The 18,898-nt window shown below is 70.9% G+C and carries 21 protein-coding genes and 1 tRNA gene; 13 read left to right on the top strand and 9 right to left on the bottom strand.

Features of this window, described 5'->3' with window-relative positions; genetic code table 11:
• A partial coding sequence (locus M4J07_RS38175) for a protein kinase domain-containing protein (RefSeq protein ID WP_255979977.1) occupies positions 1 to 1,168 on the bottom strand: 1,168 nt, incomplete at its 3' end.
• Positions 1,169 to 1,275: 107 nt separating this feature from the next.
• Here M4J07_RS38175 and M4J07_RS38170 point away from each other — a divergent pair.
• Positions 1,276 to 1,557 carry a hypothetical protein gene (locus M4J07_RS38170; protein ID WP_255979975.1) on the top strand — a complete coding sequence of 94 codons (282 nt, stop codon included), beginning with the start codon at positions 1,276 to 1,278 and terminating at the stop codon, positions 1,555 to 1,557.
• An 86-nt stretch (positions 1,558 to 1,643) separates the two neighbouring features.
• Positions 1,644 to 1,979 (top strand): hypothetical protein, encoded by a 336-nt coding sequence (locus tag M4J07_RS38165; protein WP_255979973.1) that lies wholly within the window; start codon positions 1,644 to 1,646, stop codon positions 1,977 to 1,979.
• A gap of 19 nt (positions 1,980 to 1,998) precedes the next feature.
• Here M4J07_RS38165 and dgoD read toward each other — a convergent pair whose 3' ends face one another.
• The 4 genes from dgoD to M4J07_RS38145 all read right to left on the bottom strand — a co-directional run bounded on the left by dgoD (position 1,999) and on the right by M4J07_RS38145 (position 5,504).
• On the bottom strand, positions 1,999 to 3,150 hold the full coding sequence (gene dgoD, locus M4J07_RS38160; protein ID WP_255979971.1) for a galactonate dehydratase: 1,152 nt from the start codon (positions 3,148 to 3,150) through the stop codon (positions 1,999 to 2,001).
• 89 nt (positions 3,151 to 3,239) lie between these two features.
• Entirely contained in the window at positions 3,240 to 3,854 is a 615-nt protein-coding gene (locus M4J07_RS38155) for a bifunctional 4-hydroxy-2-oxoglutarate aldolase/2-dehydro-3-deoxy-phosphogluconate aldolase (RefSeq protein ID WP_255979969.1), read from the bottom strand.
• A complete protein-coding gene (locus M4J07_RS38150; protein ID WP_255979967.1) occupies positions 3,842 to 4,591 on the bottom strand; it encodes an IclR family transcriptional regulator in 750 nt (249 codons plus the stop codon). The genes M4J07_RS38155 and M4J07_RS38150 overlap by 13 nt, the downstream gene beginning before the upstream one ends.
• Before the next feature lie 4 nt (positions 4,592 to 4,595).
• Positions 4,596 to 5,504 (bottom strand): sugar kinase, encoded by a 909-nt coding sequence (locus M4J07_RS38145; RefSeq protein WP_255979965.1) that lies wholly within the window; start codon positions 5,502 to 5,504, stop codon positions 4,596 to 4,598.
• A gap of 143 nt (positions 5,505 to 5,647) precedes the next feature.
• Between M4J07_RS38145 and M4J07_RS38140 the strand changes: the two genes are divergently transcribed.
• The 5 genes from M4J07_RS38140 to M4J07_RS38120 all read left to right on the top strand — a co-directional run bounded on the left by M4J07_RS38140 (position 5,648) and on the right by M4J07_RS38120 (position 9,801).
• Positions 5,648 to 6,982 carry an MFS transporter gene (locus tag M4J07_RS38140; RefSeq protein WP_255979963.1) on the top strand — a complete coding sequence of 445 codons (1,335 nt, stop codon included), beginning with the start codon at positions 5,648 to 5,650 and terminating at the stop codon, positions 6,980 to 6,982.
• A gap of 50 nt (positions 6,983 to 7,032) precedes the next feature.
• Positions 7,033 to 7,629: a GNAT family N-acetyltransferase gene (locus tag M4J07_RS38135; protein ID WP_255979961.1), complete on the top strand. Its 597-nt coding sequence runs from the start codon at positions 7,033 to 7,035 to the stop codon at positions 7,627 to 7,629.
• 182 nt (positions 7,630 to 7,811) lie between these two features.
• Positions 7,812 to 8,894 (top strand): GNAT family N-acetyltransferase, encoded by a 1,083-nt coding sequence (locus M4J07_RS38130; RefSeq protein WP_255979959.1) that lies wholly within the window; start codon positions 7,812 to 7,814, stop codon positions 8,892 to 8,894.
• Between the two features lie 85 nt (positions 8,895 to 8,979).
• A complete protein-coding gene (locus M4J07_RS38125) occupies positions 8,980 to 9,390 on the top strand; it encodes a hypothetical protein (RefSeq protein WP_255979957.1) in 411 nt (136 codons plus the stop codon).
• Between the two features lie 75 nt (positions 9,391 to 9,465).
• Positions 9,466 to 9,801 (top strand): hypothetical protein, encoded by a 336-nt coding sequence (locus tag M4J07_RS38120; protein ID WP_255979955.1) that lies wholly within the window; start codon positions 9,466 to 9,468, stop codon positions 9,799 to 9,801.
• A 73-nt stretch (positions 9,802 to 9,874) separates the two neighbouring features.
• Here M4J07_RS38120 and M4J07_RS38115 read toward each other — a convergent pair.
• Positions 9,875 to 9,947: transfer RNA gene (locus tag M4J07_RS38115), tRNA-Arg, on the bottom strand.
• 1,107 nt (positions 9,948 to 11,054) lie between these two features.
• Here M4J07_RS38115 and M4J07_RS38110 point away from each other — a divergent pair.
• The 6 genes from M4J07_RS38110 to M4J07_RS38085 all read left to right on the top strand — a co-directional run bounded on the left by M4J07_RS38110 (position 11,055) and on the right by M4J07_RS38085 (position 16,548).
• Positions 11,055 to 11,480: a hypothetical protein gene (locus M4J07_RS38110; RefSeq protein ID WP_374215160.1), complete on the top strand. Its 426-nt coding sequence runs from the start codon at positions 11,055 to 11,057 to the stop codon at positions 11,478 to 11,480.
• Positions 11,477 to 12,142, top strand: a complete 666-nt coding sequence (locus M4J07_RS38105) for a hypothetical protein (protein WP_255979953.1) — start codon at positions 11,477 to 11,479, stop codon at positions 12,140 to 12,142. Before M4J07_RS38110 ends, M4J07_RS38105 begins: the two co-directional genes overlap by 4 nt.
• Entirely contained in the window at positions 12,142 to 13,935 is a 1,794-nt protein-coding gene (locus tag M4J07_RS38100) for a putative T7SS-secreted protein (RefSeq protein ID WP_255979951.1), read from the top strand. Before M4J07_RS38105 ends, M4J07_RS38100 begins: the two co-directional genes overlap by 1 nt.
• Entirely contained in the window at positions 13,929 to 14,225 is a 297-nt protein-coding gene (locus tag M4J07_RS38095) for a YrhB domain-containing protein (RefSeq protein WP_255979949.1), read from the top strand. The genes M4J07_RS38100 and M4J07_RS38095 overlap by 7 nt, the downstream gene beginning before the upstream one ends.
• 13 nt (positions 14,226 to 14,238) lie before the next feature.
• Positions 14,239 to 15,531, top strand: a complete 1,293-nt coding sequence (locus M4J07_RS38090) for a YrhB domain-containing protein (protein WP_255979947.1) — start codon at positions 14,239 to 14,241, stop codon at positions 15,529 to 15,531.
• A 234-nt stretch (positions 15,532 to 15,765) separates the two neighbouring features.
• Positions 15,766 to 16,548: a mechanosensitive ion channel family protein gene (locus tag M4J07_RS38085; protein ID WP_255979945.1), complete on the top strand. Its 783-nt coding sequence runs from the start codon at positions 15,766 to 15,768 to the stop codon at positions 16,546 to 16,548.
• 12 nt (positions 16,549 to 16,560) lie between these two features.
• Here M4J07_RS38085 and M4J07_RS38080 read toward each other — a convergent pair whose 3' ends face one another.
• From M4J07_RS38080 to M4J07_RS38070, 3 genes are all read right to left on the bottom strand, one after another.
• Positions 16,561 to 16,857 carry a DUF6401 family natural product biosynthesis protein gene (locus tag M4J07_RS38080; protein WP_255979943.1) on the bottom strand — a complete coding sequence of 99 codons (297 nt, stop codon included), beginning with the start codon at positions 16,855 to 16,857 and terminating at the stop codon, positions 16,561 to 16,563.
• 103 nt (positions 16,858 to 16,960) lie between these two features.
• The gene (locus tag M4J07_RS38075) at positions 16,961 to 17,632 is read right to left on the bottom strand and encodes a LuxR C-terminal-related transcriptional regulator (RefSeq protein WP_255979941.1); all 672 of its coding nucleotides are present in this window, start codon (positions 17,630 to 17,632) and stop codon (positions 16,961 to 16,963) included.
• Positions 17,593 to 18,897 (bottom strand): sensor histidine kinase, encoded by a 1,305-nt coding sequence (locus tag M4J07_RS38070; RefSeq protein ID WP_255979939.1) that lies wholly within the window; start codon positions 18,895 to 18,897, stop codon positions 17,593 to 17,595. The genes M4J07_RS38075 and M4J07_RS38070 overlap by 40 nt, the downstream gene beginning before the upstream one ends.
• Position 18,898 lies beyond the last annotated feature (1 nt).

Below are 18,898 nucleotides of genomic sequence, written 5' to 3'. Positions count from 1 at the left end.
TCGGTGCACCGGGCGGGGCGGCCCAGCGGGGGAGGGTGGGGGCGGTGCCGAGGCCTCCGTCGAGAGCGTACGGGGACTGGAGGAACAGCGGTGACGGCTCGAACGTCTCGTCCCGCGTCCGCAGCGAACGCAACTCCCTCCACACGCCGCGCAGTTGGTCGTCCATCTCGCGAGCGTCGGCGAACCGGTCGGCGGGCGTGGAGCGGGTGGCGCGGCGCAGCACCCGGGCGAGCGAGATCAGGCCCAGGCCCTCCGGCGCGGGTGTCGTCGTCAGCAGCGCGGCGCGGGCGGTGAGCGCGTCGCGCTCGCGCAGCCGGCCGAGCGCCCCGAGCGCGGCCAGGTCCCGGTGGCTGTCGCCGAGCCCGCACAGCGTGCGCAGCGTCTCGCCGAGGCTGAACAGGTCGTCCTGCGGCTCGCTGGCGCCCGCCGCCTCGTTCGGGGTGAGCGGCACGTTCGGCCCGCGGAACCCGTACGTGGTCAGGCCCGGCGCCCCCGCCGGGCGGATCGATCCGACGTCCACGACCTTGATGGCGGCGCCGTCGTGCATCACGTTCTGCGGCTTCAGGTCCCCGTACACGAGGGTGCCGGAGTCCGGCGGCCTGACGTGCAGATGGTCGAGGGCCGACAGGATCCGGATCCCGTACGCGAGCACGAACTCGTGGAACCGGGGGCCGCCGAACCGGTCCGGGTCGAGGCGGGCGAGCGTGCGGACCTCGTCGAGGTTGAGCCCGTCGACGTACGGCAGGACGAGGAAGTCGCCGACCGTCTCGTGGCTGCCGTAGTTGAAGACGGGGATGATGCCCTCGTGGTTGAGGTCGGCGAACGCCTGCCGCTCCTCCGCCAACGCGGTGGTGGAGAAGGCGAGTTGGCCGGGCCGCAGCGTCTTGACGGCGACCTCCCGGTCGTCGACCTTCTCGTCGAGCGCGAGATACACGTCGCCCATCCCGCCGAGCCCGAGCCGCCGCACCACCCGGTACTGCCCGGCGAGCAACTCGCCTGCCTCAAGCCCCGGTCGGTCTTCGTACCCGCCCGAGTCGACCGGGTCGCGCGGCCGTATCTCCGGCAGCGCCGACACGTCGGGCCCTTCCTCGGGCAGGACGACATCGGCGTCACGCGGCGCGTCCGACGGCGGCATGACGATCAGTGGCCCCGAGGAGTCCCCCTCCATGACGTCTCAGGATAGATCCGGTCGGCCGGTGCCGGGCCTCTTCGGAGTGTGCTGATTCCTCGACAACTCGGTTACAGACAGCAGTAGTTGGTCAAGAGAGTGCCAAAGTGAAAGGTGAGGACGGACGCACCGACAGCGGGATGCGGCTGAACCAGCTGCCGGCCGAGGCGGGCGGCGGCGGTGCGGGTGGTGGTGACCTGATCGCCGACGCCGCCTCCATCGACGGCAGCTCGCATCTGCTGCTGGAGATCGCGGGCGTGTTGTACGAGGGCCGGATGGACGGGGAGAACGCCACGCAGGCGCGGGCTCCGCGCGCCCACCCGGACGTGTCGGCGCACGTCACCACCTTCGCGCGGTTCGCGCAGGACCAGTACAACGAGTTCGCGTAATGGCCTACCGCGAGGACGTCGAGTTCCTGGAGAGCTCCGACCCGGGGCTTCGACAAGAAGGTCGACCAGGCCAAGGAGGCCCTTGGGTGAGCCCGGTGAACACTCCGCTGGTGAACCGCCCGGCGGCGAGCCGCGTCGGGACCTGGGTCTGTGCGGTGCTGCTGGCCGTGGGGAACGCGGTGGGCGGATTCGTCACCGTCACGGCGTACGTGGCCGGACCCGCCGGGCCCTGGGACGGCGAGGGCGTGACGCACGTGCGGGTCGCGGCGGGGCTCGGCGTGGGTGTCGCGGTCCTGGTGCTGCTCCTCACGCTGCTCTTCGTCAAGGCGGAGTGGCTGCGCTCCCGCTGGTGGTACGCGATCCCGGTGCTGCTCGGCGGCGCGGCGCTGGTGCGGCTGACGGTGTTCCCGCCGTCGGCCTGAGGCGCGCCGCGCCGCGCGGTCACCACTCCGCGAACGAGCCGTCCGTGTGCCGCCACACCGGGTTGTGCCAGCGGTGGCCGGTGGCGGCCGCCCTGATCACGGCCTTCTCGTCGACCTCGATGCCGAGGCCGGGCGCGGTGAGGCGGGCCATGTGCCCGTCCGCGGTGTCGAAGTCGAAGACGGACGTGTCGACGAGGTAGTCGCCCAGGTCGGAGCCCACGTTGTAGTGGATGCCGAGGCTGGTCTCCTGGATGAACGCGTTCGGGCTGGCGAAGTCCACCTGGAGGCAGGCGGCGAGCGCGATCGGGCCGAGCGGGCAGTGCGGGGCGAGGCCCACGCCGTGCACCTCGGCCTGCGCCGCGATCCGCCGCACCTCGGAGATGCCGCCCGCGTGCGACAGGTCGGGCTGGGCGAGCGCGATGCCGGAGCGCAGTACCGGGTCGAAGTCCCAGCGCGAGTAGAGGCGCTCGCCGGTGGCCACCGGGATGCTCGTCGACGCGGTGAACTCGCCGTACTGCGAGGTCAGTTCGGGCAGCAGCGGCTCCTCGATGAACATCGGGCGGAGCGGTTCGAGGGCGCGGGCGAGCTGCTTGGCGAGGGCCGGGGACGTACGGCCGTGGAAGTCGATCGCGACGTCGCCGTCCGGGCCCATGACCTCCCGTACGGAGGCGACCCGTTCGACGACCGCGTCGATCTCGCGCGCGGTCTCCAGGTGCTTGAGGCGCCCGCCGACGTTCATCTTGACGGCCCGGTAGCCCTGTTCGAGGCGCTCCCGGGCGTGCTCGGCGGCCTCGCTCGGGTCGTCGCCGCCGATCCACGAGTACATCCGCATCCGGTCCCGGACGGCGCCGCCCAGCAGGTCGTGCACCGGGACGCCGTGCACCTTGCCCTTGATGTCCCACAGGGCCTGGTCGATGCCGGACACGGCGGAGGACAGGACGGGCCCGCCGCGGTAGAAGCCGCCCTTGGTCATGACCTGCCAGTGGTCCTCGATGCGCAGGGGGTCCTTGCCGACGAGGTAGTCGGAGAGCTCGTCGACGGCGGCGGCGACGGTGTGGGCGCGGCCCTCGACGACGGGTTCGCCCCAGCCGGTGATCCCTTCGGACGTCTCGATCTTCAGGAAGAGCCAGCGGGGGGCTACGAGGTAGGTGGTGAGGGCGGTGATCTTCATGGCGGCTCCGTCTGTCCCGTTGTCGTCTGCGGGTCGTGTGTGGCTGGGCGCGCAGTTCCCCGCGCCCCTGAAGGGCAGGTCTCCCGTGGTCAGCGGCGCTTCAACAGCTCGGCCAGGCGGGGGAGCTGCGCCGGGTCCTCCAGGGCGGAACCCACGGCGACGACCTTGGCCCCGGCCGCCAGATAAGCGGCAGCGTTCCCCGCGTCGATGCCGCCCGTCGCGACGAACGGCACCTCCGGGAACGGCCCCCGCATCGCCCGGAACCAGTCGACCCCGAGCACGCTCGCCGGGAACGCCTTCAGCCAGGTCAGGCCCAGCGCCCGGGCCGCCTGGACGTCGGTGGGCGTGGCCACTCCCGGCAGGTGCGGCAGCCCGGCGGCGACGCTGGCCCGCGCCACCTCGGCGTCGAACCCGGGCGCCACCGTGAAGGCGGCCCCGGCCGACACGGCCCATGCGAGGCGTCCGGCCGTGGTGACCGTGCCCGCGCCCACCGGCCTGCCCCGCCCGGCGCCCGCGGCGACGACCGCGGCGAGTGCCTCGGCGGCCGCCTCGTCCTGCACCGGGACCTCGACGCACTCGATGCCGAGGTCCCAGGCGCGTACGGCGAGTTCGACGGACGTGTCGGCGGGCATGCCGCGCAGGATCGCCATCACCGGCGCACCCGCGAACAGCTCGTCGAACGTGGGGGTGGTCAGGGTCGCCATCCCAGCTCCTTGGAGATCGTGTCGGCGGTGGTCATCAGGTCGGGCAGGACGTCGCTCTCCAGGTCACCGAGGCCGGCCTTCGCCTTGAGCGCGGTCACGGACACGGCGGCGATCACCTCGCCGGTGCTGTCCCGTACGGGCACGGCGACACAGTTCACGTAGTCCTCGTACTCGCCGTCGTCGACGGCCCAGCCGCGCGCCCGGGTCTCGTCGAGGGCCGCGCGGTAGGCGGCCGCGTCGGTGATCGTCGTGGCGGTGTGCGGGGCGAAGTCGCAGGTGCCGTCGAGGAGTTCGGCGGTCCGCTCGCGCGGCTGGTGCGCGAGGATCGCCTTGGCGACCCCGGCGGTGTGCAGCGTCACCGGGCGGCCGATCTGCGAGTAGAGCCGCACCCCGTCGACCGGGTCGACCTTGTCGACGTACACGATCCGGTCGCCTTCGAGGGCGGCGAGGTGCACGGTGTGCCCGCAGCGCTCGCCGAGCCCGCGCAGGTGCTCGCCCGCGACGTCCTTGAGGCCGAACTGCTCCAGGGCGAGCTGGGCGAGTCCGGCGAGCCGGTGCCCGACCGCGTACCGGCCGTCGGGCAGCCGGCGCGCCAGGCCGCCCTCGGTCAGCGACTCCAGGAGGCGCAGGGCGGTCGACCGGTGCACGCCCAGGTGCTCGCCGACCTCGGTCTGGGTGCGGGGCCTGCGGGCGACGAACTCCAGGATGTCGATGGCCCGCCGTACGGTCTGTGACACGACGTCAGTTCCTCTCTTCGGCGACAGCGGGAACGTAGTCCTCGATGCTGCGCAGGGTCCGTCCGGCCAGCCGGTGGCCGAGGGCGAGGCGCTCGCGCGGCGCCGAGCCGTCCAGCAGCCCGCTGAGGTATCCGGCGGCGAACGCGTCCCCGGCGCCCACCACCTCGACGACCTCGACGGCCGGCGCGGCCACGAACTCGGCTGCGCCGCCCGTGAATTCGGTGGCGCCGACGGAGCCGTCCTTCACGACGAGCGTGCCGCGCGGCGCGATCAGGGCGTGGATCTCCTCGGCGGTCGGGGTGCCCCACAGGGCCTCGCCCTCGTCCCGGCCGACGAGCACGACGTCCGCCCGGCGCGCCAGGGCGAGCAGCGCCTGTGCGGCCGCCTCCCGTGAACTCCACAGCGCAGGACGGTGGTTGACGTCGAACGACACGAGCGTGCCGGTGGCCCGGGCGCGGTCGACGAGGGTGTGGACGAGGTCGGCGCAGCCGGCCGAGAGGGCGGGCGTGATCCCGGTGAGGTGCAGCAGCCGGGCGCCGGTCAGGTCGACGCGGTCGGCGTCGGCGGGCGTCATCCGGGAGGCCGCCGAGCCCGCCCGGTAGTAGTGCACGCGCGTGCCGTCGGGGCCCGGGTCCTTGAAGTAGACGCCGGTCGGCGCGTCGGGATCGGCCCGGACGCCGCGCACGTCCACGCCCCGCGCCGCGACCGCCGCGACGATCCGCCGCCCGAACGGGTCGTCGCCGACCCGGCTGACCCAGGCGGCGCGGTGGCCGAGGTCGGCGAGGTACTGGGCGACGGTCGACTCGGCGCCCGCGACGGCGAGCCGCAGCTCGCGGCTGCGCTCCAGGCCCTCCCCGTCGGCCGGCGTGACCTGCGCCATCGTCTCGCCGAGGCAGACAGCCGTACCGGTCATCACCGCTCCACCGCTCCTTCATAGACATCCCATTGACATCCCGCTGGGGCCGTGAAGAACATTAGCAGCTCTTGCGCAACACGCGTGCATATGTTGCAACAACAGGGCTCCAGGTTGTCCCACCCAGCGTGAAAAGGAGTGAGATGAGCCCGACGACGAGCGCATCCGCCCACAAGGAGTCGGCCCCACCGAAGGCGATGAGCGCCCGCACCCGGCAGCGCCGCACGGCCGCCGCGAGCGTCGTCGGCTCGATCCTGGAGTGGTACGACTTCTTCCTCTTCGGCGCCTCGGCGGCGATCGTCTTCAACAAGGTCTTCTTCCCGGACGTCTCGCCCTTCGCGGCGACGCTCGCCTCCTTCGCGACGTTCGGCCTCGGCTTCGCCGTGCGGCCCGTCGGCGGCCTGGTCCTCGCCCACCTCGGCGACCGGATCGGCCGCCGCCCCGTCCTGATCCTCACCGTGATCCTGATGGGCGTCGGCACCCTCGCCATCGGCTTCCTGCCCACGTACCACCAGATCGGGATCTGGGCACCGGTGCTGCTGGTGGTCTGCCGGATGCTGCAGGGCTTCGGCGTCGGCGCCGAACTCGGCGGCGCGTACGTCATGTCGACGGAGGCCGCGCAGGCGGAGAAGCGCGGGTTCTACGGATCGCTGCCCGGCGCGGGCGAGTTCATCGGCGTCGTCATCGCCTCCGGCGCCGTCGCCGCCGTGTCCACCCTGCCCGAGGACGACTTCCTGAGCTGGGGCTGGCGCATCCCGTTCCTGGCCAGCGCCGTCGTCGTGATCATCGCGCTGCTGATCCGCAACGCGGCCCCCGAGACCGAGCAGTTCGAGGCCACCCGCGACAGCGGCAAGCGCGAGAAGCTCCCGGTCCTCGCCGCGATCAAGGAACGGCCCAAGGCCATCGCGCTCCTCATCGGCTCCGGCTGCGCCACGGCCATCGCCTCGTACGCGATCCAGGGCTACCTGCCCAGCTATCTCACCAACCAGCTCGGCCTGTCGTCCGGCACCTCGGTCCTCGGCATCACCATCGCCTCGACCGTCTCGATCCTCACGATCCCGCTGGCCGGCGCGCTCTCCGACCGGATCGGCCGCAAGCCGGTGATGATCGGCGGCGCGGTGGCGATCACTCTCTTCGCGTACCCCTTCTTCTGGATGGTGGACACCCGGGAGCCGTGGCTCATCTACCTCGCGATCACCATCGCGTTCGCGCTGATGCTGAACTCGATCTTCGCGGTCGCGGGCACCTTCTACGCGGAGTCGCTGCCCACCGAGGTCCGCTACAGCGGGCTCGTCTTCGTCCGGGAGATCAACGGCGTCATCTTCGCGGGCACCTCGCCGTTCGTGGCGACGCTCCTGGTCGACGCCGGCGGCGACCGGCCCTGGTACCTGGCCGCGTACATGGCGGCGGCGGGCCTGGCCAGCGCCCTGTGCACCTGGCGGCTCCCGGAGACGGCGCCCGCCCGCACCAAGGGCTGACCCCGAATACCGGATGCGGGGACACGGCGGGCCCGGCGATGATGCGCGACATGCCCATCGAGCTGAAGCACACCATCGCGCCGGGCACGCTGGCGCGGTCCCCGCAGCCCTCCCTCCGCTCCGCGGACGGTCAACTCACCCTGCGCGCACCGGAGTCCACGGACGCGCCCGCGGTCTTCGAGGCGTTCCAGGACCCGGCCCTGAGCTACTGGCACGCCCGGACCATGGACTCCCTGGACGAGGCGCGCGCATGGGTGGCGACCACGCACGAGGGCTGGCGGGAGGAGGGGACCGCCCAGTGGCTGGTGACCCGGACCGCCGACGGCGCCCCGCTCGGCAGGATGGCGCTCAAGGACATGAACCTCTGGGAAGGCCTCGCGGAGGTCGCCTACTGGATGCTGCCCGCCGCCCGAGGCCAGGGCGTCGCGCCCCGGGCCCTGGACACGCTGACGGACTGGGCGTTCGCCACCGGCTTCCACCGCCTCGACCTGCTGCACTCGACGCGGAACGAGCCCTCGTGCCGCGTCGCCGCCAAGGCCGGATACCCGCTGGAGGGCACCCGGCGCAGCTCGGCGCTGCACACGGACGGCTGGCACGACATGCACGTCCACGTCCGTATCCAGGAGAGCTATGAGAAGCACTCTTGACAGCGTGCGTACTGTTTCGCGACCTTTGAGCCCCATGGGGGAATAGGGGGGCCCATGTACGGCACGCGCACAGACCAGTTCGCTGCTCCACCCACAGGTACGCGCACGGCTCCACACACGGCTTCACGCCAGGCTCCATCCACTGGTCAGTTCGCCCCTGCGGAAGGGCGGTCGATCGCGCGGTGAACATCACGGTGCACAGACCCGAGGAACTGACCGCGTCGCTGCGCGCGGCCTGGCACGAGACGATGGAGAACTCGCCCGACTACCAGAACCCTTTCCTGGCGCCGGAGTTCACCCTCGGGGTCGCCCGGCACCGGGGCCGGGCACAGGTCGCGGTGTTGCGCGAGGGCGGCGAACCGGTGGGCTTCTTCCCGTTCGAGCGCGGCCCGTTCGGCGTCGGCCGGGCCATCGGGATCGGCCTCTCCGACTGCCAGGCGCTGGTGCACAGACCCGGCGTCAGCTGGGACACCCAGGAACTGCTGAGAGCCTGCGACCTCGCGGTCTTCGAGTTCGACCACCTCATCGAGGAACAGAAACCGTTCAGCCGCTACATCACCGGGACGTTCGCGTCACCGGTGCAGGACCTCAAGGACGGCGGCCACGACTCCTACCCGGAGTGGCTGAAGGCGACGTACCCCGGCCAGGCCAGGACGACGCTGAAGAAGGAGCGCCGGCTGACCCGGAACGTGGGGGAGATGCGCTTCGTCTACGACGAGCGCGACCCGAAGATCCTCCGCCAGCTGATGCGCTGGAAGTCGGCCCAGTACCGCCGCACCGGCCGCATGGACCGGTTCGCCCGCCCCTGGATCGTGAACCTGGTGGACCAGCTCGCCACGGTCCGCGAACCCCACTTCACCGGAGTCCTCTCCGTCGTCTACGCGGGCGACCGCCCGGTCGCGGCCCACTTCGGCCCCACCTCCCGCACGGTCTTCGCGGGCTGGTTCACCGCGTACGACCCGGAGTTCAGCTACTACTCGCCCGGCCTGATGATGCATCTGCGGATGGCCGAGGCGGCCGGCCGGCACGGGATCCGGGTCATCGACTGGGGGCGCGGCGAGAAGGAGTACAAGGACTGGCTCAAGACCCGCGAACTCCGCGTCGCCGAGGGCTTCGCGACCCGCGCCCACCCCATGGCGGCGGCCCACCGGCTGTGGCGCCGCCCGGTCCGCGGCCTGCGCAACACGGTCCTCGCCCACCCGGCCCTGCGCACCCGGGCCGACCGCATCCTCAAGACGGTCGGCTCGCTGCGGGAACCGTCCTGACGCGGTGGCCCCGGGTGGACGTACTCGGTCCGATCTGAGTACGCGGACTCTGTCCGGGGCCCGACCGCGCCACGACCCTTGACCCATGACCGCACCGCACCCGAAGTCCGCCCGCCCGCGCGCGGAGCTCACCGTCCTGGCCGTCCTCGCCGTGCTGGCCGCTTCGGCCTGGGCCGCCTGGCTCGGCTGGGACCAGCACCGCGACGTCCACCCCGACGGTTCCGAGACCGGCCCGTACGAGACCTGGCAGGTGCTCGGCCTGGTCCTCACCCTCCTCGCCCCGGTCTGCTGGGCCGCGGCCCGCGACCACGTCAGGGCCGCCGTCCTCGGCACCACGGCCGGCCTGACCGCCGCCGCGTTCTACGACTGGTCCGACGACGCGAGCGGCCTCTTCGTGGTCGGCGTGGGCCTCGTCATGGTGGGCGGCCTGGCCGCCACGGGGGTGACGTCGGCGGTGGTGTCGGGGGTGCGACGGCCCGGCCACTCGGGACCGTGAGCGGCCCGGCGCCGAGCCTCTGAGGTTCCTCAAGTCGCTTGGCAGGTACGGAAAACGACCTTCAGGATGCCCCGCATGACAGGATTTGCCGGACTGAACAAGAAGCGCGACGTCGTGCTGCTCCTCCGGGACGCGGACGTGGTCGCGGCGGCCCTGCGCCAGGCCCTGCTCGACGCCTCGCCCGAGGAACGCCCGGGCCTGGAGCTCGCCGCTTCCCTGGTCGAGTCCACCGCCGCCGCCACCGACCCCCAACTGCGCGCCCGCTGGGTCCGCTCCCGCCTGTCGGCCGTCGGCTTCACGGGGGACGTCGCCTCGGTCGCGGCGGTGAAGGCCCTGCGCCAGGCGGAGCCGGGGCTGAGCCTGCTGTCGGCGGTGGAACTCCAGAAGGCGGCGGTGGCCCACCCGGAGTGATCCCCGGCCGAGCGTGATCATGGCAAAGGGCCGGTTCAGAGGATCAATCCTCTGAACCGGCCCTTTCATGCTGTGCCCCCGGCAGGATTCGAACCTGCGACACCCGCTTTAGGAGAGCGGTGCTCTATCCCCTGAGCTACGAAGGCGGGGCCCTGTGGGAAAATGTGCGGAAACTTGCGGAGATGTCCGGAAGGTCCCACTCGATCTTTCCGTTGGAGCCATGCAGCGCGCTGCCAGTGGAGGCGGCGCACCGGCGCCAGTGTAGCGGGTGAGCTCTGTCGGCGGCTGAGGGCGCTGGAGGGGTGGGGTCGTTTCAGGGGCTGCCGGCTGTTGCCAGGGCGATCGAATTGTTCACTCAGGCGTAGCCGAGGAGTGCGTCCTCGGCTCCGTGCATGGCGACCCGTCGGTCGCGGTGCGAGTAGTCGGGCGAGGAGTTCGACGACTCGCGGTCCTCCCGGAAGCCGAGGGGCCGGTCACTGCAGTGCGTACCCGGGGGATCTGCCGGATGTGCTCAGTGAGATTGAACTTGGGGTGCTTGGATCGACTTCTCCAGGTCCCGCAGGAGCGCGTCGACCCGGCGTTTGGAAGTCGAGAGCGTTTCGCCAGCGACCCGCATGGCTTTCGTCCGATCGCGCTGAGGCTGCTAGTGATGTTCCCTCACCTGTAACAGAAGCAACTTACGCAAGGTAGTTGGGCCCCGCACCCTCCGCAGGGTTCTGACGAGCCCGCTGAAGCGCAGTGGCGGGTAACAATCCCCGCCCCAGCCGACGAGAGGGCGCAGCATCAGCTGCTGGACGTCACGCTTCCTTGGAGCTTTGCAGTTCGGAGCGGCGTTTCCGGGTCTGGCCCTGCCTGGTGTCCAGGATCGGTCTCGTGCCGGTCGTTGCGGAAGGCGCGGACGGCGGCACCGCTGATTGGCGCCTTTCCGCCGTCCTGGACTGCCCTGGCCGCCTCCATCCGACGGGATGCGCAGCTCGCTGGCTCGGGCGTAGCCCGGGAGCCGGTTTCTGACCCGTCGTTGCGATCGATAACGCGCCGGTGTGAAGATGCTGGGCATGTCGGGAAGCGGGGGCAGCAGTGGGACGCCTGATGGCGAGCACCGTTCCGTGTTCGCGGAGTACGCGGATATGGCCGGACACACGGGGCCGGAACCGTCCGCGGGCGGTGAGGGCACGGATGTTCCGATACCTGCTGGCCCGCCCGGCGAGTCTGCTGCCGTAACTGCGCACCCGTCCTCAGATGAGGCCAGGGACGTGCCGGGGCTCGGCGAACCCGAGGTGCTGGCACGTCAGCGGGAGTTCGCCGAGCTGCTGGGCGAGTTCCGGCGGACGCCGGTGCTGGTCCCGCTCGGTGGAGACCCTGCCGAGAGGGGCGAGCTGGGTATGCTCACGGCCGACTTCAACGGCATCCGCTTCATCCTCGCCTTCTCCGACGAGCAGGCACTGGCCCGATACGCGCAGGCCCGTGGTGAGTACGCGCGCGAGTGGACGTACCGCACGGTGCTCGGCGCCAAGCTCCTTGATGTGGCGGTGCCGGCGGCCGGGGTCCCGTGCGGGGTTGCGCTGGACTGCGCCGACGCACCGGACGGCGGGATGGTGTTCCCGCCGGTGAAGGGGATCGTGCCGGAGGAAGCCGCGGTCGACGCGGGGATCGACATGCGTGAAGGGGATGGGGCGTGACCCACGGGGGCGGAGCAGGCGGGAAAGACCTCAAGGCCGAGGGCCTGGACCTGATCACCCGGGGGCTGACCGAGGCCCTTGCGGAGCTCAAGGAACTGGGCATGGCCGGTGAGGCGGGGGCCGGGCGCGGCTTCTCCGATGTGTCACTGTCCGGGCTCGAGTTGGGCGTGGAGAATGTCACCGAGACGTTCAAGTCCTTCTGCGAGCGCTGGGAATGGGGCGTGCGCTCCCTGATCAACGAGGGCAACGAGTTCGCCAAGGGCGTCGGTCTGTCCGCGGGCACGTACTACGAGACGGACACGTACGTGGAGGGCGTCCTGAAGGTCGGTGCGAACTCGCTGATCGGCAATCCGTATGCCACTGAGGACGAGGTCACCAGGAAGGGCTGGGGTGATATCGCCACGTCCGGCGTGCTGGGCGGTCCGGACTACAGCAAGGAGTCCTGGGACAAGGCGAACGCCAATGTGGAGCAGGGCTGGAAGGACGCGGGCCGCGACATCGTGACCTCGCGCACCGGCGCCTTCGGCCTGAATCCCGAGAATCTGCACGGCGCCGCCGGGATGTCGGACGCCGAGTACAGTCAGTGGCTGGACAAAACCTTCGGCCCCTCCGCAGAGGCCCGCGCTCAGGCGGCCCAGCAGCAGGGCGGGGGTGAAGGCTGATGGGCGTTCTCGGCGACATCAAGGACGGCATCAACGGCGGCCTGAAGGCCGGCGGCCATCTGCTCGACGAGGGCAAGAAGAAGCTCGGTGAGGGCGTCGACTACGTCAGCGACAAGGCGGGCGACTACCTGGACAAGGCCGGTCTCGACAAGGCCGGCGACCTCGTCCACAACGTGGGCGATCACCTCGCTGCGGGCCTCGGCGCCACGCCCACCGAGCAGGGACTGGGTCACACCGACGACCCCACCCAGCTCATCCACGGCAACCCCGGCCACATCCGCGAGTCCGCCAAGCACCTCAAGGACTTTTACACCGCCTTCGATCATGTCGGGCAGGGCATGAAGAAGGTGCACTCCTCGGGCTGGACCGGTGAGGCCGCCGACGTCTTCCACCGCAAGTTCGAGACGCACCCCATCAAGTGGCTACAGGCCGCCGACGCCTGCCAGGACGCTGCCAGGGCCCTCGACGCTTACGCGGATGCGATCAAGTGGGCGCAGGACAAGGCGCAGGACGCCATCGACAAGTACAAGAAGGCCCAGCACGCCAGCAAGACGGCCATCGACGCGTACAACAAGAAGATCGACACCTACAACGCCAAGGTCAACGCGAACGAGGATCCGGGGCCCGAGCCGGATCCGTTCCACGACCCGGGCCATGCCGGTCGCAAGGACGCCGAGAACATCCTGGCCGACGCCCGCCGCTCCCGGAATGAGGCCGCCGACACGGCGAACGCCGCGATCAAGGCGGCCCTCGCGCACGCTCCTGCCGAGCCTCCGCCCCTGTCCCAGATCAAGGGCAACCTCGGTGACGTCGTCACTGCCGCCGACATCGAACGGACCCATCTTCTCGGCGGTGTCGTCAAGGGCACGGCTGGTTTGCTCAACTTCGCCCGCGGCCTCAACCCAAGCGACCCCTACAACCTCACGCACCCGGCCGAGTACTACCAGAACGTCAACACGACGCTGGCAGGTCTCGTTTCGACGGCCACTCATCCGGAACGCATCATCACCGCCGCAGTGGACGGCTTCAAGAAGGACCCGTCCGAGTTCGTCGGCCGGCTCCTCCCCGAGCTCGTCGGCACCAAGGGTGCCGGACTGGCGCGCGGCGGTATGCGTATGGCGATGGAAGAGGGCACCGAGGTTGCCGCGACCACGGCGGCCCGCAGAGGTCTGAACGTCGGGGAGGAGGTCGGCAGCTCCCCAAAGTTGCCGGACTCGTGGAAGATCGAGCCCCCGGCCCCGCCGAAGGACTGGAGCGACCTCGCCCAGAGCACCGATCACGTACAAGCAAAGGCGATTCACCACGACTCGGTGAATCCCCAGAAGGCACAGGAATTCCTCGATTCAGAGTATCCGTGGCTCAAGGATATGAACAACACCGGACAGTCCGGATACACCCAGAACTGCAGTCACAACACCGTCACCGTCGACCGGAGGCTGGACGGCGTCGAGGTCAGTGCCTCGCCCAGGCAGGCCGCTGACCACATTCCACCGGAGCAGCTCGGTCTGACGAACAGGGCCAAGGGCCATTACGACCCGGTCAATAGTTACGATGACCTCATTCACGATCTACAGTCCCGCGGCGAGGGCTCACGTAGCGTGGTGTACATCAGTCGTCCGGAGGGAGGGGGCGCCCACGTGTTCAACGCCGTGAACACCCGGCACGGCGTCGTCTTCCTGGACGGCCAGAGCGGGACCCTCGGCAGGCTGGAACAGGACGTTTCCAGCATCATGCACATTCCCTACCGCGACGGTTTGCACGTTCCCTACTCTAATGCGAGTCCGAAATGGTGACTAAAGACGAGGCCGTTACGGCTGCAGAGAATTTTCTGAAGAACGTCGCCTATCCGGACCGGGCCAGTTCGGTGGTGATGCTGTCGGATGCGGCAAAAAACTTCCCGTACGCCTGGACCGTGCAATTCGATTTCCAGGAGCACATCGATACGGGTGAATTCGCCCAGGCCCCCTTCAACTCACTGATCGTCGTACCGCACGACGGCTCACCGGCACACTTCGCACCGACGTACCCGCCGCCGGCGGAGTATCTGGCCCTCCAGGCCGCAGGCAACTGGCCCCCGAAGTAAGGCGCATCCGTAGATGTCCACTCCCGACCAGACCGCGGCAGCCTGGCTCCTCCAGCTCTATCGCGGACTGGTGGAGCTTGCCGCACCGCACCCTGTGCACGAGAGCCCCGCCGCCTGGCTGTTCCCCTGTCGCATCGTGCCGCAACCCGGCTACCCGCACACGCCGATGCTCGCGGCCTCGGTGGTCGTCCCCAAGGACGGCAGCGTGCCCTTCCATCCGTCACCGAGCGCACCGTTCGCGGACCTCGCGCCCGCGGCGTCGCACGAAGAGGCGCTCGCCCGTGTCCAGAACCAGCCGCGCAGGATCAACGCCCGCGGCTGCCTCGTCACCCTGCACACGATGATCGACCGTGCTCCGTCGACTCCCCTGCCTTGGCAGCCGTCGGACGAGGCACCCGGTTGGTGGGCCCGGCTGCACCAGCGCTACTTCTCCGACTTCGAACCGGTCTCGGTGAGGACCTGGGACGACGTGGTCAAAGCCATGGCCGAGACCGGAGCCGACACTCGCGGCGTGGTGTGGGTACGCCGAGAGGCCGGTGGCCACGAGGTCACGGGCAACCTGCTCTACGCACACAACAACAAGGGACACGTCGTCTTCCTCGACCCCCTCACCTCCTCCCTGGCCCAGCTCGACACGGCCAACGTGCGCGAGCTGGTTCTCGTACGCGCCCTGCCGCAGTGCGCGCGTGCGCCCTGGGAAGGAGAGGCGAGCAACTTCGAGGCGGCACGCGTCAAGGCGCAGCAGTGGCTGAACAGCGCGTACGGCGGCGAGGTGGAGCTGGTCGAGCCCGGGCCCGGAGACGAGACGACCCGCGGCTGGGTGTTCTCCTGCGACTCCCGACGCCATCTGCGTGAGGGCCGCTGGCAGGACACGCTGCTCGACGCGACGGTCGTCGTCCCGAAGGACGAGTCCGCCCCCTTCCACGTGCCGAACTCCGCGCCGTGGGCGTGGCTTGCGCAATGGGACCAGGGCGGTACGCCGGGCACCGGCACGTTCCCCGCACCGCCGCAGCCCGGCCGGGCGTACTGGTTCGAGCCGACGCTCGCCGAGCTCGGACCGGTCCTGTCGGCATCGGACCACCAGGTGTGGCAGGCCGCCGTGGACGAGGTCACGGCGTTCCCCGCGGGCTCACGCGCGCTGATCTGGGTGCGCCGCACGGACGGACGGGGGCGGGAAGCGGCCGGCTGGCTCGTGACCGCGCTGACCACGGAGACGGGGGTCCTCCTCTTCGACGGCTCGTCCGACGAACCGATCTCCATGGACGAGACAGGCGTCCGTGCCCTGCACGTGATCCGGTACCGCTGACCATGAGGAGCGGGTAGGCGCGACGTTCGAGATCTGGATGCAACGAAGGCGAGACGGTGCAGCACGGACAGCCTGGCGGATGGGGCTCCAGGGGTGGGACGTCACGCCAATGGGGGGTTTGGCAGGACGTGGGGTTCGGGGGCTGTTAAGCCGGGAGGACGTAGGAAAACGAGGGGGGCACGCACGTCGGGCGTCGGCTTGTCGCGTCCGGCCTCATTGAGTGGAGGTCCACTCATGGTCCAGAACCTCACCCCCACCACTCTCGCCGTGGACTTCACCCAGGGCCTCAACGACGCATGGTCGAAGGTCGCCCAGTTCGTGCCGAAGCTCATCGGCTTCCTGGTCGTCCTGGCCATCGGCTGGTTCGTATCCAAGCTGATCGCCCGGGTCCTCGACCGGGTGCTGCGCAAGGTCGGCTCGGAGAAGCTCGCCGAGCGGTCCGGGGCCGCCAAGATGCTGGAAGGGTCCAAGTACGACCTGACCGCGATCGTCTGCAAGATCGTGTACTACGCGCTGCTGCTCATCACGTTGCAGCTCGGGTTCGGTGTCTTCGGCAGCAACCCGGTCTCCGACATGATCGACGGCATCGTCGCCTGGATCCCGCGCGGCATCGTCGCCGTCGTGCTCGTCGTGGTGGCGATGGCCATCGCCAACGTGGTGCGCGACATCGTCACCAGCGCCCTGTCGTCCGTCTCGTACGGGAAGACCGTCGGGACCGCCGTGTGGGCCTGCATCGTCGCCCTCGGTGTGATCGCCGCGCTCGGGCAGGCGGGCATCGCGACCTCCGTCACCCAGCCGCTGCTGTACGCGGCGCTGCTGGCCGGCGCCGGAATCCTGGTCGTCGGTGTCGGCGGCGGGCTCATCGGGCCGATGCGGCAGCGCTGGGAGCGGTGGCTGAGCAAGGCCGAGGAGGAGACCGTCAAGGCGCGGGGGAGCGTCGGTGCCTATCAGGCGGGTCGCGAGGACGCCCTCGCCAACCAGCCCGTGCAGGAGCGGGAGGTCACCGACAACCAGTAGTGACCTACTGGCCTACGCCAGGTCGTGCCGTCTCGCCAGCCAGCTGATGGCGGTGAGGCGGCACACCGCGTAGTCGTGGCCCACCGGCTCGCGCCAGCCCGTCTCGGCGAGCGCGTCGAGGAAGCCCAGGGTGTAGTCCGTCAGGACGGCCGCGTCCGGGGGCGTGGGCTCCAGCGGCGCCGTGTCCGTGGCCAGCCGCGTGCGGAGCTCCGCCACGTGCTGGTCGACGGCAGCCGTGAACGCGGGCTCGAAGGCGAACTCGGCGAAGCGCTGCCCGTACGCCTCGCTGACCTGGGCAAGTGGGGACATTTCTTCAACGTACGGGCGTCGGGCGGCGGAATGGAGAGGCTGGGGGCGTGCCGTTCGTCACGGTTCGTCAGGGCACGGGCCGATCCCTGGTGGGGTCGTGTGGCTATGCCCTCAGGAACGCCAGGACCGCCAGGACGCGGCGGTGGGTGTCGTCGGCCTGGGGCAGGTCGAGCTTGGTGAGGATGTTGCCGATGTGCTTGCCGACGGCCGCGTCGGAGACGACGAGGTCGCGGGCGATCGCCGCGTTCGACTTGCCCTGCGCCATCTCGGCCAGCACCTCCCGCTCCCGCGGGGTGAGCACGGCGAGCGGATCCTTGCGGCGGCGCAGCAGCTGGCGGACCACCTCGGGGTCGACGACCGTGCCGCCGCCCGCGACCTCGGACAGCGCGGCGAGGAACTCCTCGACCTGGCCGACCCGGTCCTTGAGGAGATAGCCGACGCCGGTGCCGTCGCCGGAGTCCAGCAGATCCGCGGCGTAGGCCCGCTGGACGTACTGGCTGAGGACCAGGATCGGCAGATCGGCCCTGCGGGCGCGGAGTTGGAGGGCCGTGCGGAGCCCTTCGTCCTGGTGCGTGGGCGGCATCCGGACGTCCGTCACCACCAGGTCAGGGGCGTGGTCCTCGTACGCCTTCAGCAGCGACGGGGCGTCGCCCACCGCCGCGACCACCTCGTGCCCGCCGCGCGCGATCAGGCCGATCAGACCCTCGCGGAGCAGCACGCTGTCCTCGGCCAGGACTATGCGGAGGGGTCCGGTGCGGACGGCGGAAGAGGGCACGGCAGCTCCACGCGTAGTTCGGTCGGACCGCCGGGCGGGCTGGTCAGCGTCAGTCTGCCATCGAGGACCGACACCCGGTCCGCGAGTCCGGTCAGGCCGGTGCCGCCGCCGGGGTCGGCGCCGCCGCGGCCGTCGTCCCGGACGAGGAGGGTGAGGCGGCCCGCCTCGTGCGTGCCGGTGACCGTGGCCCGGGTCGCGCCGCTGTGCCGGGCGATGTTGGTGAGGGCCTCGGACGCGACGAAGTACGCCGCCGACTCGACGGCGCGCGGCGGGCGGTGGCCCTCCGGCAGGTCCAGGTGGACGTCGACCGGGACGGGCGAGCGGTCGGCGGCGTCCGTGAGGGCGGCTTCGAGGCCGTAGTCGGTGAGGACCTGGGGGTGGATGCCGTGGATGAGTTCGCGCAGTTCGGACAGGGTCCGGGTGGCCTCGTCGTGGGCCTTCGCCAGCTGGTCGGCGAGCGGTCCCGGCGGGGCGTCGAGGCGGGCCAGGCCCAGCGTCATGGTGAGCGCGACGAGGCGCTGCTGGGCGCCGTCGTGCAGATCGCGCTCGATGCGGCGGCGCTCGGCCTCGAAGGCGTCCACGAGGCGGGCCCGCGAACGGGTCAACTCGGTGACGCGCGCGTCCAGTTCGGCGGCCGGCGCGGTCAGCAGGAGACGGGCGAGCGCGGCGCGGGCGCCCGCCGCGAGCCCGAGGACGTACGTGCCGATGACGAGCAGCACCGCGCCGAGCAGCGCCGACGCCCACGCGCCCGGCCACGACGTCACCGTCCACAGCTTCGCGACCCGCGCCTCGTCGCCGTCCCCGACGGTCGCCATCAGCAGCGGCGTGGCGAGCACGGCCAGAGGCAGCAGCAGTCCGACGGACAGGGCCAGTGCGTCCAGCGGCCACAGGACCGTCGCGAACAGCACGGCGTGGCCGAGCTCCCGCCACGTCGCGCGCTCCCGCACCCGGGTGCGCAGCCAGCCCCACGGGCCGTGCGCGTCGGGCGTGCGGTGCGGGTTGCGGACCGGTTCCCGTTCCCGTTCCGGGTCGAGAACTGGTTGCATCAGGCGCAGTCTGCGTCGCTCCAGGGCCGCGACCGGAAGCCCGGCGAGCGCCACCGCGGCGAGCAGCGGCAGGCCGACGAGCACCAGGGTGAGCGCGGCGCCGGCCGCCGCCGTCACGACCAGCGCGACCAGCGCGACCAGGCCGGCCACCGCACCCGTGAGCAGGTACGCGGCCGAGCGCCACGGCCAGCAGGAACGGGCGTGGTCGCGGCGGGCCATG

It is taken from the genome of Streptomyces longispororuber, assembly GCF_024448165.1.
GTDB lineage: Bacteria > Actinomycetota > Actinomycetes > Streptomycetales > Streptomycetaceae > Streptomyces > Streptomyces longispororuber_A.
This window is presented reverse-complemented; position numbering and strand designations above follow the sequence as displayed.

Coding starts and splice junctions, on each gene's coding strand:
- M4J07_RS38070 (WP_255979939.1), bottom strand. CDS start 18,897: ATGGCCCGCCGCGACCACGCCCGTTCCTGCTGGCCGTGGCGCTCGGCC.
- M4J07_RS38100 (WP_255979951.1), top strand. CDS start 12,142: ATGGGCGTTCTCGGCGACATCAAGGACGGCATCAACGGCGGCCTGAAG.
- M4J07_RS38125 (WP_255979957.1), top strand. CDS start 8,980: ATGACCGCACCGCACCCGAAGTCCGCCCGCCCGCGCGCGGAGCTCACC.
- M4J07_RS38120 (WP_255979955.1), top strand. CDS start 9,466: ATGACAGGATTTGCCGGACTGAACAAGAAGCGCGACGTCGTGCTGCTC.
- M4J07_RS38080 (WP_255979943.1), bottom strand. CDS start 16,857: ATGTCCCCACTTGCCCAGGTCAGCGAGGCGTACGGGCAGCGCTTCGCC.
- M4J07_RS38085 (WP_255979945.1), top strand. CDS start 15,766: ATGGTCCAGAACCTCACCCCCACCACTCTCGCCGTGGACTTCACCCAG.
- M4J07_RS38095 (WP_255979949.1), top strand. CDS start 13,929: ATGGTGACTAAAGACGAGGCCGTTACGGCTGCAGAGAATTTTCTGAAG.
- M4J07_RS38090 (WP_255979947.1), top strand. CDS start 14,239: ATGTCCACTCCCGACCAGACCGCGGCAGCCTGGCTCCTCCAGCTCTAT.
- M4J07_RS38145 (WP_255979965.1), bottom strand. CDS start 5,504: ATGACCGGTACGGCTGTCTGCCTCGGCGAGACGATGGCGCAGGTCACG.
- M4J07_RS38140 (WP_255979963.1), top strand. CDS start 5,648: ATGAGCCCGACGACGAGCGCATCCGCCCACAAGGAGTCGGCCCCACCG.
- dgoD (WP_255979971.1), bottom strand. CDS start 3,150: ATGAAGATCACCGCCCTCACCACCTACCTCGTAGCCCCCCGCTGGCTC.
- M4J07_RS38155 (WP_255979969.1), bottom strand. CDS start 3,854: ATGGCGACCCTGACCACCCCCACGTTCGACGAGCTGTTCGCGGGTGCG.
- M4J07_RS38135 (WP_255979961.1), top strand. CDS start 7,033: ATGCCCATCGAGCTGAAGCACACCATCGCGCCGGGCACGCTGGCGCGG.